This window comes from Eubacterium sp. AF15-50, from assembly GCF_934835595.1.
GTDB classification, from domain to species: Bacteria; Bacillota; Clostridia; order Lachnospirales; family Lachnospiraceae; genus Eubacterium_G; species Eubacterium_G segne.
Window position 1 is genome coordinate 1 of sequence record NZ_CAKVZL010000066.1, and the last position, 12,551, is coordinate 12,551.

At 35.0% G+C, this 12,551-nt stretch carries 11 protein-coding genes; all 11 read right to left on the reverse strand.

The genetic code is table 11. From position 1 onward, the window contains the following. A partial coding sequence (locus Q5O73_RS07895; RefSeq protein ID WP_302669413.1) for a chromate transporter occupies window positions 1-200 on the reverse strand: 200 nt, incomplete at its 3' end. Next, window positions 197-748, reverse strand: coding sequence for a chromate transporter (locus Q5O73_RS07900; RefSeq protein ID WP_302669414.1), 552 nt, complete (start codon window positions 746-748; stop codon window positions 197-199). The genes Q5O73_RS07895 and Q5O73_RS07900, both read right to left, overlap by 4 nt. Window positions 749-885: 137 nt before the next feature. Then, window positions 886-2,013 carry an alanine--glyoxylate aminotransferase family protein gene (locus Q5O73_RS07905; protein WP_302669415.1) on the reverse strand — a complete coding sequence of 376 codons (1,128 nt, stop codon included), beginning with the start codon at window positions 2,011-2,013 and terminating at the stop codon, window positions 886-888. 13 nt (window positions 2,014-2,026) lie between these two features. Continuing rightward, window positions 2,027-2,569, reverse strand: a complete 543-nt coding sequence (locus tag Q5O73_RS07910) for an ECF transporter S component (RefSeq protein ID WP_021952278.1) — start codon at window positions 2,567-2,569, stop codon at window positions 2,027-2,029. Between the two features lie 97 nt (window positions 2,570-2,666). After that, complete coding sequence (locus tag Q5O73_RS07915; protein WP_302669416.1) at window positions 2,667-5,117, reverse strand: hypothetical protein; 2,451 nt, start codon at window positions 5,115-5,117, stop codon at window positions 2,667-2,669. Window positions 5,118-5,256: 139 nt separating this feature from the next. Continuing rightward, window positions 5,257-6,360 carry a UDP-galactopyranose mutase gene (gene glf / locus Q5O73_RS07920; RefSeq protein WP_302669417.1) on the reverse strand — a complete coding sequence of 368 codons (1,104 nt, stop codon included), beginning with the start codon at window positions 6,358-6,360 and terminating at the stop codon, window positions 5,257-5,259. Between the two features lie 37 nt (window positions 6,361-6,397). Then, entirely contained in the window at window positions 6,398-7,693 is a 1,296-nt protein-coding gene (locus tag Q5O73_RS07925) for a glycosyltransferase (RefSeq protein ID WP_302669418.1), read from the reverse strand. Between the two features lie 12 nt (window positions 7,694-7,705). After that, a complete protein-coding gene (locus Q5O73_RS07930; RefSeq protein WP_302628982.1) occupies window positions 7,706-9,943 on the reverse strand; it encodes a glycosyltransferase in 2,238 nt (745 codons plus the stop codon). A gap of 39 nt (window positions 9,944-9,982) precedes the next feature. Beyond that, window positions 9,983-10,939: a glycosyltransferase family 2 protein gene (locus Q5O73_RS07935; RefSeq protein WP_302624026.1), complete on the reverse strand. Its 957-nt coding sequence runs from the start codon at window positions 10,937-10,939 to the stop codon at window positions 9,983-9,985. Continuing rightward, window positions 10,940-12,061 carry a glycosyltransferase gene (locus Q5O73_RS07940; protein ID WP_302669419.1) on the reverse strand — a complete coding sequence of 374 codons (1,122 nt, stop codon included), beginning with the start codon at window positions 12,059-12,061 and terminating at the stop codon, window positions 10,940-10,942. Window positions 12,062-12,191: 130 nt separating this feature from the next. Beyond that, a partial coding sequence (locus tag Q5O73_RS07945; protein ID WP_302669420.1) for a hypothetical protein occupies window positions 12,192-12,551 on the reverse strand: 360 nt, incomplete at its 5' end.

Consider the following 12,551-nt stretch of genomic DNA (forward strand, 5'->3'; position numbering starts at 1 on the left):
CCTATATATGTTGAAATATTAATGGCAAAAGGTCCCGGTGTACTTTCGCTTACAGCAATAAAATCAACTAATTCCCGAGACGTAATCCATCCGTTGGTCTGAACCTGCTCCTGAATCATTGGAAGCATGGCATATCCACCCCCAAAGGTGAAAAGTCCGATTTTAAAAAAAGTAATAAAGAGTTTTATTAATAGCGTCATTTAGTCTTCCCCCTTATTACTGAATAATAGATAAGTCCTGCCCCGGCACACATAATTAAAACCGTCAAAACATTAACATTAAGAAAAGCCACTAAAATAAAAGTTGCTGCCATTACAATATATGAAAATGGATTTTTGCCACATTCCCGGTACATACTTACTAATGCCTTACATATAAGTGCCCAAACTCCTGCCCGGATTCCCATAAACCCGTAACGTACCATCTTGAGGTTTTCAAACTTTTTAATTGCCAGGGAAATCACCACTATAATAAAGAAAGCCGGAAGAATTACTCCCACAGTAGCACAAAAGCTACCTATGACTCCCCCTACTCTGTATCCCACAAAAGTTGCAATATTTACTGCAATAGGCCCCGGTGTGCTTTCTGAAATTGCCACCATTTCCAATAATTCGTCAGAAGTAATCCATTGGTGCTTTTCAACCATTTCCCGCTGTATTAACGGAATCATGGCATATCCGCCACCAAAAGTAAACAAACCTATTTTCAAAAACGATAACAATAATTTTAATATATTTCTATTACCCATGAATTTTTCCTTTAATTTTATTCCATGGCTAGTATACCTCAATTGCTGTCATTTTAAAACAAAATACCGGTTCCGTTTTTCATTGACTATTGCAAATCACCTTCCAAACCAAACCGGTATCATAAAATTATATTAAATTAAATATTTGCTTTAAATATTTCTCCAATGTTGCCCTTTAAATCCACACCAAGTTTAATTAGTGTTTCATTTAATGCATCCATTGTTTCCTTCATGTCATCTAAATTGGCATTTGAGCCCATGTGTCCGATACGGATTACCTGTCCTGCCAGTTCATCAAAGGAACCTGCCAGCATAATGTTGTAATCTTCTCTCATTACTTTTAAAATGTCACCAGCTGTAGTTTCCTTTGGCACATCAAATACTGTAACGGTATTTGAAAAACCTGACTCTAAGTGAAGTTTTAAACCTGCTTCTGTTATGGCTTTTCTGCAGGCATTAGCAATTACCTCATGTCTCTTAAGCATTTCGGTGTCTGCCTTTATGTTGTCAAAGGCTGCCCTAAGTCCATAAATATCACTTATTGGCATGGTATATGGGAACCATTTTGCTTCGTAATATCCCTCAAACACCTTTAAGTTAGCATAAAATGATGCTATAGGTGTTTTTCTGTTATCTATCGCTTTTTTGGCATCATCACTTACCACAACAAATGTAAGTCCCGGAGGTGCGGAAACTGCCTTCTGGGAACCTCCACATAAAATATCAATTTTAAATTCATCTACATTTACAGGCTCTCCAAACATTGCTGAAACTGAATCCACAACTGTCATTATTCCGTATTTCTTTAATAAAGGACAGATTTTTGAAATATCATTTAACATTCCGCTAGGGGTATCACAATGAACCACCGTTGCGTACTTATAATCATGATGATTTTCAAGGTATTCCTCTAACTGTGCCACGTCAATAGTGTTTTTGTAATCTACTGTGTAAAGCTCCGGCTTTCCACTATACATGGACACAAAATCTGCAAATCCTTTTCCGTAAATGCCATTGTCAAGAACTAAAACCTTATCTCCCGGCTCAGTCATGGAGGCACAAGCTGCCTCTAATCCTAAAATACCTTCACCGTCTAATATAAGTGTCTCGTTTTTTGTTCCTAAAAGACTGCTTATGAGTTCACAGGTTTCTTTATAAAATTCAACAAAACCTTCATCTAAATCCGGATTTGTACACTCAAGGCTTCTTGCCATTCTGACATTTTCCTTTACCTGTGTAGGCCCCGGTGTCATTATTTTGTACATTTATTCTCCAATCCTACTGAGGCATTAATGAATTTTTAGCTTTCTTTAATGGCTCAATAACTATCATAACTATTACTGCTGCAACAAATACCTGAATAATGTTTCCGGGTATTGATGTAAACGGTGCAACCCAGTTCCCATAAATAATTACTTCTGCAAAATAATATCCTACTATTTTAATTATCAATGCCATAAGCATTGCAAATACGCTCCAGCCGAAGCCTTTTTTCTTTTCTGAAATAAGACCTACTACAAATCCCATTAATCCAACAATTACTAATGTAAAAGGTGCCCATATAGCCCAAGGGGATAATAAATCAAACAATCCCATTCCAATACCTCCGGCTAATGCTCCTACTTTTTTACCAAATAAAATTGCGAAAAGGAAAAGTGGCACGTTTCCAAGGTGAATAAGACCACCATTTATTGCAATAGGCAATGTAATGTTTACAAAAGCCGTAAACACATAAGTTAATGCTATGGCGATTGCTGCTATAACAATGCGAATAATCTGCTCTCTTCCAAACGTTTTTTCTGTTACACTGTTTGTTTTCATTGTGAATACTCCTCTCATATGTACTTGTGGGGTTTATTATATTCACATTCTGGTATTTTCTGTATAGTCAATTTTCGTCATATTTATAATACCAGTTTTATTTTGTAACAGTTGCGCTCCAATCGTAATCTATTATTTCATAATCTTTTTTTACTTTTTTTAGAATATTCTCATATAAGTAATTATGGGCATTATAGTTGTTCATTTGCTTACCCTGATACAGTTTATCTGCTATATCATATACATTGTACTGATAAACATTTGTGTATGCATATGTCCCATCCTTAAGTTTTGCATATGCCCGAACACAATAGTTTGTAGTAAATTCTTCTACCATATCTGTTGCAAATAGCACTGTCATTGCGTAGCTTCGTGATTTGCTAAATGCATTAGAAAATCTTCCTACTTCTTCTGTACCTTTTGAGACATAAACCTTGTTGCTGTCTGTTTTTGCAAACATATCAGAAGCAATATTTTCTTTTTCTCCTAATCCATATATTAAACCTACCTCTGATACCTCCTGTCCCTCTACGGTGTCATTTAATGAATAAACCGTTCTCATTCCTCCAAGAGTTGTACTTATCTGATAGCCGTTAATTTCCATATCATCTGATATAACAATTTTATCTGATAAATTCTTTTGAATTTCTTCCACAGTTGTAGTTGACATAACATTCCATGATGCATCTAGTGCCTTGAACCATACTTTTGCGCCTTCTGATATGCTTCCAAGACTATCCTTACTTATGTTAATTTCCATTTCATTTTCAGTTTTAGTAACTTTGATACCGGCACCTGAAACTTCACTCCATCCCCAATCACTGTCATTTGAAGCATGGTAATATAGTACTCCATTTTCCACCATGTATTCAAAACCTGCATTTTCCTTCTTATATCCTGTGTTAATATTATTATCGGCATCTATGTATAATTGTGAATATGTGCATCCACTACTGTTTTCTATGTGGCAGCTTATATTTTCATCATTTTCCGTCGCTGAAATGGACAGTATGGCTGTTGTAGTTTCCTCCGGTCTGTTTACAGTTGTGGTTTCCTGATTATTTGTAGTTGTTTCCTGTGGCTTTACAGTAGTTTCTTCCGGCAATTTAGATGTGGATGTTTCCTTTTCACTGCCTTTTTCGGTAACGCGTATATCTCCAAGATTAAGCCACCCGTCTGCTCCCTGATTTTTGTTGGCAAATCCTAAAATATTGCCATTTTCCACGGGATTTATAACCTTAATTCCTATAGAATAGTCACCTGCTTCTAAGTCCGGATTATTTATAACATCCTCAAAAGAATAATCCTTTCCATCTGCTGCAATATCGCACAAATCCCATGTAGTTCGCCATGTTTTTACAACACTATCTCCCTTTTTAATTCCAATTTCCACCGGCCACAATTCATGATTATAATAAAATGGTGCCACACCAATATTTTTTATATCAACCTTAAGATATAAAGGCGACGTTGTAGTTATATTGTCATAATAAGCCTTAGAAACCCTTAAGTCATATCCCATTTTCACAGATGCCTTTCTGGCATTTTCTAATGTAACTCCACTATACTTTCTTATTGCTGCACAAATCATCCATGATGCATGGGTTTCTTCAATACATTTGTCAAAGTCCTGAAATCCCCCTTTTTCCGGTGTGACTCCTGAAAATATTACATTTTGACTTGGAGGGTACACCTCTCCTCCAATGCAATTGGTCATCCACTTATTCTGATCTTTTCCGTTTTTTACTTTCTGCCAAAAACTCCATGACTGACCGCCATTTGCCTTTGACAATGTAGCGTATCCAAAGGAATCATCATGATATCCTACATCATATTTGCTAAAATCAATTCCATCTTTTGGCTCCCTTACAACTAACTGCGTTTTATTAAAGCTGTTATCAAATGCATCTAAAACTTCCTTGTAGACAGTAGTTGATATACTCCAGTTAGCCTTAGTGGAATCTGAGCCATTAAACGGCCAATTATGCCATTCCCCCCAAAATCCTAAAAGTCCAAGAGTTATAAATCCCAGTCTTCCGTCACCATCGTACTTTTTACCAAAATCTTCAATAAAATTTTTCATAGACTGTCTAAATGTTTTATTTTCGTAATCAGGACAATATCCTGCTCCTCCTAAATCTCCCGGCTCATTGTAATATCTCATATTAAGACCACCATCTATTAAAAACTGTGGTACACCGGTTTCTTCCCCCGGATAATCGTAATAAAATCTTACAATTGCCTGATGTCCTCTTGATGCTGTTTCCTGTAATTTCTTTTCAAATTTGCTCCAGTCAAACTCATTCATTCCTGTCTGTACATCCTTTACAGGCATATAAAACCATTCCAAACTATGTGGAATTGCCACATTACTTTCACTAAAAGGGAACATCCCCTTTAATGGATTTCCTTCATAGGAATCCCCTGCCTCAATAATGTGTGCTGTGTGTTCCTCTGCCACAACCGGCAAATTAATCCTGCCAATACAGGAAAAACTCATAACTACGGCTAAAATGCCGCTGGTAACTTTTAATAATCTTCCTTTCATAATTTTTACCCTTTCTTTCTTTTTTATTTATTTTAAATTAGGAATTATCCCAATTATAAAACCTGTAATATAAAAAATTACAGGTTACATCTATAACCTGCAATTTTCTACGTAGTTAGTTTAGTATTATTTATTCAAACTATGCTAACTCTTCCTTAGCACATTCTAATGCAGCTTCAATTACCTTATCCATGTCATAATACTTGTAATTTCCAAGTCTTCCGCCGAAAATAACATTTTCTTCCTTATCAGCTAATTCCTTGTACTGAGCAAAAAGGTTTCCGTTCTTTTCATCGTTAATAGGATAGTAAGGCTCAATGCCCGGCTTCCATTCTGAAGAATACTCTCTTGAAATAACAGTCTTTGGCTGTTTTCCGTATTCAAAATGCTTATGTTCAATAATTCTTGTGTAAGGAACTTCTCTTTCAGTATAGTTTACAACTGCATTTCCCTGATAGTTTTCCTCATCAAGAACTTCAGTCTCAAATCTTACTGTTCTGTACTCAAGATGGCCTAACTTAAATCCAAAGTATTCATCAATCATACCTGTATATACAACTTTGTCTGCAATATCAGCATTATCCTTAATAAACTCGAAGTAATCTGTGTTAAGCATTACTTCGCTACCCTCTAACATCTTTTCAACGATAGGTGTATATCCACCCATAGGGATTCCCTGGAATCTGTCATTGAAATAGTTGTTATCAAAGGTAAATCTAAGTGGAAGACGCTTAATAATAAATGAAGGAAGTTCTGTACAGTCTCTTCCCCACTGCTTCTCTGTGTAACCTTTAATAAGCTTCTGGTAAATGTCCTTACCAACTAATGAAAGTGCCTGTTCCTCTAAGTTTTTAGGCTCTGTAATATTTAAGTCAGCCTTCTGCTCCTCAATAATAGCCTGAGCTTCCTTAGGTGTCTTAATATTCCACATTTTGCTAAACGTGTTCATGTTGAAAGGAAGGTTATATAACTCATCCTTGTATACGGCAACAGGTGAATTAATGTAATTATTAAATTCAGTGAACTGGTTTACATAATTCCATGTATTCTTGTTGCTGGTGTGGAAGATATGTGCTCCGTATTTGTGAACATTTATACCTTCAATTTTTTCGCAGTAAATATTTCCTGCAATATGGTCTCTCTTGTCAATTACGAGACACTTTTTTCCTGCCTTTGTTGCTTCATTGGCAAAAACTGCTCCAAACAGTCCTGCTCCTACTATAAGATAATCGTATTTACTCATGTAGTCCTCCTAATTTTTTAAATAATTTATATTGTCATTAATTATTTTTTACAATATCCAAAAGTTGTTTTGCCCGGGCTTCAAAAGAATATTCCTTCTTTATCATATCCCACATTGATAATGTATTTTTCTTTATTTCAGGATAATTATCCTCAAGTTTTAAAATACATTGTCTGAATTCCTCTTCATTTCTGTAATAAAGAATGTTGTCGCCAAAGATTTTATACAAATCTTCGCAATAATCCGTTATAACAGGAAGTCCACAGGCTACTGAATCAAAAATCCTGTTATTAATAAACTGATATTTTAACATATCATCCCAGTGATCATTAATGGTGGCGTAAGACGTTCTGTATAAGTCCGGAAGTCTGTCGTTTGGAACATTTATCCCAACCACATTCGGGCACTCCTTTCCTAAAAACGGCTCCCATCCGCCTCCCCATATTTCTATAGGAAGTCTCATATCCACCGACCACATTACACATTCCCTTGGAACTCCTCTGGAGTTTCCCACAAAAATGTAATTATGCTTTTTGTCTGATGCATCAGGATAAAATAAATCCGTGTCTGTACACTGTTCCAAAGAATAAACAGGCACACTTAATTCTTCCTTAAGCTTGTCTGCATAATATCTTGAACCAATGCACACTGCATCGTATAATTCATATTCATCCTTACTTATATTATCCGGATGACTAATGTTCCACATAATGTACCTGCATTTTGCATTTCTTCTGTCAGGATGATATTTCTTCAAGCCTCTGAGAACTATAACACAATCTGCCATTAATTCGCAAGACCAATCTTCGTACAAATCCACCACCGGATATATTCCTAATTTTTCAAGATTTTTAGCTAATGAATTGGCGAAATAAAAATCCCCCCAGCCTGCCTTTGCATTGCTATCCGGTGCAGGACATTTTATAATCCAGATTTTTCTGTCTCCTGCCATGCGTTTTATTTCTTCAGGTTTAACCTTCCAGTAATCACGGCGTACAAGTTCAGCATAATAATTCTTCCAAATCTTGTCAACAGATTTTGTCAAATTTTGCTCCGCATTTTTTAACAATTCAGCGATTTTGTTTTCCGTTTCCCTGTTTAAATCTGTCACTTCATTTATAACATCTTCACGGATTGTTTCACTTTGTGCCAATTTTTCCTTAATTAGCTTCTGCTGTGAAATTACCCTTTCAACAAGTTTCCGGTTTTCTTCCTGAGCAGCGAGATTTTCCTTAAGCAATGCCATTATTTCTCGCTTATCTGCACCACTTATATTGCGATATACTTTTGTAACAAAAGGTATTTTCTTTATTTTATCCCGAAAAACTCCCATATATAAGCCTCGCTAATTTCTTTTAAACAATTTCTTTATATTCCGCGGAAGGAATGTAATTGCCTTTCCCATTTTGAAAGTTGCAGAATTTTTAATGTGAGATATCTGCATTTCACTATTTTTCCGGAAGCTTTCTTTTACGGCATTTATTTCCTTCTCTTTTTTCTTGCCTTGCATGTAATTTCTAAACCTTGAAACTCTGTAGTCTTCTTCCATGTTTCTGGCACGTTTTGACAGCTCACGGTTTGAATTTCTAAGTTCTGACAAAATTCCAACACAGCTGTAGAAATTAATGCCTTCCTCTTCATTAAGGAAATAAATATACTGCCTTAATTCCTCTTCATCAGAGTCCTTTATATAGTCCGCAGCCACCTTTAATATTCTTTCCATCTGAACTAAAAGAGAGTCATAATAGTTTTTGTTTTGCTTAACATTTTCCTTAAAGGCAAACTTCTCAAGTTCCATAATAATATAGTACAAATGCAGGGAATGTTTGAAGTTCTGGGTCCCTGTCATTATGGAATCTTCCCTTACCCTTCTAATGTAAAATCTTGCATTTGCATATCTTACCCTTTTAGAAAAATACAGACACTGTATGGTAAAAAGATTATCCTCGTGAATAATTCCCTCTTTAAATACCAGATTGTTTTGCCTTAAAAACTCAGTTCTATTTATCTGAAGACATGCAGAAGGCTTAAACTCTGCATTATCCACCCATTTTCCAAATATTTCAGGTCCTGTGAAAATTCCTGAATAATCATATTTTCTTATATACTGATCATCCCTGATTGTTGTACCATCACAATTTTCCAGTTCCTTAGTAGTAAAGAACATCTGATCTAAATTGTCTTTTCTACATTCATAATAAAGATACTCTAACGTCTGTTTATCCAAGGTGTCATCACTATCTAAAAACAGGATATATTCTCCTGTTGCAGCCTTAATCCCTGCATTTCTGGCAGAAGATAATCCACCGTTTTCTTTATTTATAAGCTTAATTCGTGAATCTTTTTCCTGATATTTCTTTACTATTTCCACTGAATTATCAGGTGTACCGTCGTTGACACATATAATTTCTATTTCTTTTAGCGTCTGATTAATAACGGAATCTAAACATTCACCAATATATTGTTCCACATTGTATACCGGTATAATTACAGATACCTTGTATTTAAAGTTACTTTCAGTAATTTCAGGTCTTGTCCACTCCTCCAAATTCACATAAGGCGCCAGCTTAACTTGGGCTAAAGCCTCCTGTTGCAGGATTTCCCACAAATCCTCTGCTTTTCTTTCAACAATTCTTGCCATCATGGAGAATTGATTTTTAACATAAAAATACGACTTTGAGTGTTCAAGGATTCCTAAAGTATAAAAAATATTGTATTTTAACTTGTTATATACTCTTACATATGCCTGTTTTGTACCACATTTGTTTAAATTAAAAAGACATGTATTAAGAGCCCTGTTTATATATGTTTTTTCAAATATTTCCCATAAATCTCTTTTTTCCAGTTCATTTTTCAGATGGTTTAAAGCGGTAAAAAACTCCAAAGTTCCACCCTTATTGGTTCCCTGAAGACTGCTTTCCAAATCTACCCTGTAGTTTACAAGCTTGTCACTTACAACGGTAATTCTTTCAGCAACTGCCATTGCCAGATATGAAAAATATAAATCATTAGCCCTTTTTAGGGTGTCAAAGGTGATTCCTTCCTGATTAATAAAGGATTTTTTAAATAATTTATTCCATGGTGCAGGAATAGTCATCTGAAAAAGACTGTCCCTTATTTCTTCATCTCTAGGTGAAAAAGGAACATTTTCCGGCAGAAGGTCTTCTCTTAAATAATGATTGGACTCTCTATATTCTTTATCCCTTTCGCTATATGCAATAACGCTACAAATACAGATATCTGCCTTATGGGAAACCGCCTTGTTGTACATTTTTTCAAGCATTTCCGGCTTGAAAAAGTCATCTGCATCTAAAAAGATAAGATACTCACCTGATGCGTGATTCATTCCATTGTTTCTTGCAACTCCTGCATATAAATTTCCCTGATTTAAAATAACTATTCTTTCATCTTTTTTGGCATACTCTTCTAAAATACTTTGAGTATCATCTGTGGAACCATCATTAACACATATAATTTCTATCTCTTTTAATGTTTGATTTGTTAAACTGTCAAGACATTCCCTTACATGTTCTCTGGCATTATACATAGGTATAATAACAGAAACCTTTATATTCTCCTTCATTTGTTACTTAAAATCCTCCTGCATTCAGGTATAATTCATTTATTCTGAAATTAATTTCATATATTGATTATATTCTTTTTTGTTATAGAAATATGATTCCTGCTTGCCTGTAATTCCAAACTCCGTAAACCATTCATTTTTTAATTTATTAAGCATATCATCATATACTGTTTTGGAAACTGTATTAAGATTCCACAAACTAAAGTGAAGTGCGTAATTTATATAATCCTGCTCCACTTCTTTGTATATGCCATGTTCCACAAGTCCCTGTTTCAGTTTTTTAAGAGCCTCATGGAAACACTGCCATGATTTTTCTCTTGTATTAGACAGGGAAACTGCATTGTTTCTCCGCTGATGAACCAAAACTTTGTCCTTTGGTACAACAGTAATTCTGTTGGAAAGCACCGTTGCCATAAACACAAAAAACATATCATTGCTGGTTCTCTGCTCCTGAAATTTTAAGGCATATCTGTCCACAAATTCCTTTAGGAACAGCTTGTCCCATGCCCAGCCTACAAAAACCTTAAAAACATTGTCTGTCATTTGTCTGTGCTTAAAAGGTGTGTATGGAGGTATCTTTGCATATCTTAAAGTCCAGTCAGCCTTTTTGTACTCTTGCGTTTCCTCGTAATACTGGTCAGAATTAAATACCACCATATCTGCCTTATCTTCTACAGCCTTATTATATGCTACTTCCAGCATATCTTTTTCAAAAATATCATCTGCATCTAAAAATGAAAGATACTCACCTTTAGCATATGACATTCCTTTATTTCTGGCAGCTCCGGCACCTGCATTTTCCTGTGTAATAACCGTAACATTGTCTAAATTCTCATATTCCTTTAAAGCTTCCAATGTTCCATCAACGGAGCCGTCGTCAACACATATAATCTCTATTTCCTTTAAAGTCTGATCAATAAGAGACTTCATGCATTTTTTTATATATTTTTCTCCATTATATACCGGCAGAATAACCGAAACCTTAATATTATCCATTTATTTACCCCTTTTAATGAGTTCCTTAACATGACAAGGCAAATACATTAATGCCTTTCCTACCTTATAAGTAGTAGAATTCTTTATGTCATCTAATTCTCTTCTCATATCCTCATCAGGATTTGCATTTGCCCTGATTTGCGGTTCAATAACAAACTCGTGATAGAACTTCTTTGGTGATGCCATAAGGAGCTGTAACTGTTCCCAAAGTTTTTCATCAAAAACTTCTTCTTTCAGTTCGCCTTTAACCTGCGCCCGCTTAAATTCCTCACTTATTCTTCCAATGTACTCTTCTTTGAACTCATCACTAATTCTTCTAATTGTGGCAAAATAGTTGTGAAGTTTCTTTACGCTATACATATATTTAAATCTTTCCCATATTTCCTCATCCTTCATAAGAATGTCTCTAATATGGTCATATTCTACGTTCATGCAATAAACCTTTTCAGGATTTTTAACTGATGAATTAGGGTTATCTCTCCTATTTCTATAATAAGGCTTATCTATAATCATGGCACGCTTTCCGTATACAAAGGTCTGGAACCAGAATCCATTGTCCTGGAAGGATGCTCCCGGAGTTTCATTATGTCTGATACCGTATTTTTCAATAAAGTCTCTTTTATAAATTCCACTCCACGTATTCATAATGTAAAGAAGTGCCTCCGGAGTTTCACTTGGATTAAATAACTTATTATAATCCTCCGGATTCTTTGAAAGGTGATTATACACCAGATACATATTTCCTGTTTCACCCCTCTGGAAACGGTAAAAATCCGCTTTTACAAAGTCAAGGTCATTGTCCTTTGCCACCTTGTATAAATCTTCATACATAGTAATTGCCACGTAATCATCCGGCTCTAATATTCCTATATACTCTCCTGTAGCCATATCAAGGCCGATATTCATTCCTATTCCATATCCGCCGTTTTCTTTATCTACTATTTTAATTCTGTCATCTTTTGCTGCATATTCCTGAAGAATTTTTAATGAACCATCTGTAGAACCATCGTTAATACAAATGATTTCTATATCCTTTAATGTCTGTCTTGTAATGCTCTCCATACATTCTACTAAATATGGTTCAACATTATATGTTGGTATTATCACTGATACTTTAGGCATTTAACTATCCTCTTTCTGTTTTTTTCTTTTTGTTGCTCATTCTTACGATTATATCATAGCCCACCATTCCTTACAATAGGCATAAAATCGGGGAATTTCTCTTATGAAATTCCCCTGAGGTTATCATTTATTAGTTATAAATATCAATCTTGCTATTCTCATCTAACTGTTTTAATACTATTTTGTATCTTTTTCGTATCTTCAGTTTTTTATTCACAAGTTTTCCGGATTTGACTTTTAAAATTATTTTTCCGTTTTTCATAATAAGCATCTTCCCGTATAAGGCACATATTTTTCTTTCACTCCTCATTTCAAATTTTACCTTATAACTTTGATGAACTTTTGTATTGTGATTTGCGACTTTTTTTATGTATTCCAGCCAATACCAATTACCAATACCAATGTCATCATAATCCCTCACCCTAATAAAACACACCCCTTTATCTTCATATAGATAAAAGTTTTTTATTCCTTTTCGCCCCATATATTG

Excerpts from the sequence above, each read along its gene's own strand:
- Q5O73_RS07900 (WP_302669414.1), bottom strand. The coding sequence starts at position 748 with ATGGGTAATAGAAATATATTAAAATTATTGTTATCGTTTTTGAAAATA.
- Q5O73_RS07905 (WP_302669415.1), bottom strand. The coding sequence starts at position 2,013 with ATGTACAAAATAATGACACCGGGGCCTACACAGGTAAAGGAAAATGTC.
- Q5O73_RS07910 (WP_021952278.1), bottom strand. The coding sequence starts at position 2,569 with ATGAAAACAAACAGTGTAACAGAAAAAACGTTTGGAAGAGAGCAGATT.
- Q5O73_RS07915 (WP_302669416.1), bottom strand. The coding sequence starts at position 5,117 with ATGAAAGGAAGATTATTAAAAGTTACCAGCGGCATTTTAGCCGTAGTT.
- glf (WP_302669417.1), bottom strand. The coding sequence starts at position 6,360 with ATGAGTAAATACGATTATCTTATAGTAGGAGCAGGACTGTTTGGAGCA.
- Q5O73_RS07925 (WP_302669418.1), bottom strand. The coding sequence starts at position 7,693 with ATGGGAGTTTTTCGGGATAAAATAAAGAAAATACCTTTTGTTACAAAA.
- Q5O73_RS07930 (WP_302628982.1), bottom strand. The coding sequence starts at position 9,943 with ATGAAGGAGAATATAAAGGTTTCTGTTATTATACCTATGTATAATGCC.
- Q5O73_RS07935 (WP_302624026.1), bottom strand. The coding sequence starts at position 10,939 with ATGGATAATATTAAGGTTTCGGTTATTCTGCCGGTATATAATGGAGAA.
- Q5O73_RS07940 (WP_302669419.1), bottom strand. The coding sequence starts at position 12,061 with ATGCCTAAAGTATCAGTGATAATACCAACATATAATGTTGAACCATAT.